Here is a 222-nt window from a genome sequence, read left to right as displayed (position 1 = left end):
GCAGCGACCTGTCCGGTTTGCCGTCGTCTTCGATCGTCGCATCGCCCCATATGGTCAGGTCGCCCGCTGGGGCAACCAGCCGAAGACAGCGGTTGCCGAAGAGGTCGCGATAAGTCGAAGTGGGAACATCGGGCGTGGTGAATACCGTTTCCGGAATTCTGATGTCGGCCGCACGATCCTCATGCACCGACAACAGACATACCAATGCGGTCGGCTGGGGGC

Annotated in this window: 1 pseudogene; it reads right to left on the bottom strand. The window is 61.3% G+C overall.

What is annotated here, in order from left to right:
- A pseudogene (locus AF337_RS33100) lies at positions 1 to 222 on the bottom strand (transglutaminase family protein); the annotation flags it as partial.

The sequence above is a fragment of the Rhizobium ecuadorense genome, assembly GCF_001187535.1.
Classification (GTDB): domain Bacteria; phylum Pseudomonadota; class Alphaproteobacteria; order Rhizobiales; family Rhizobiaceae; genus Rhizobium; species Rhizobium ecuadorense.
This window is presented reverse-complemented; position numbering and strand designations above follow the sequence as displayed.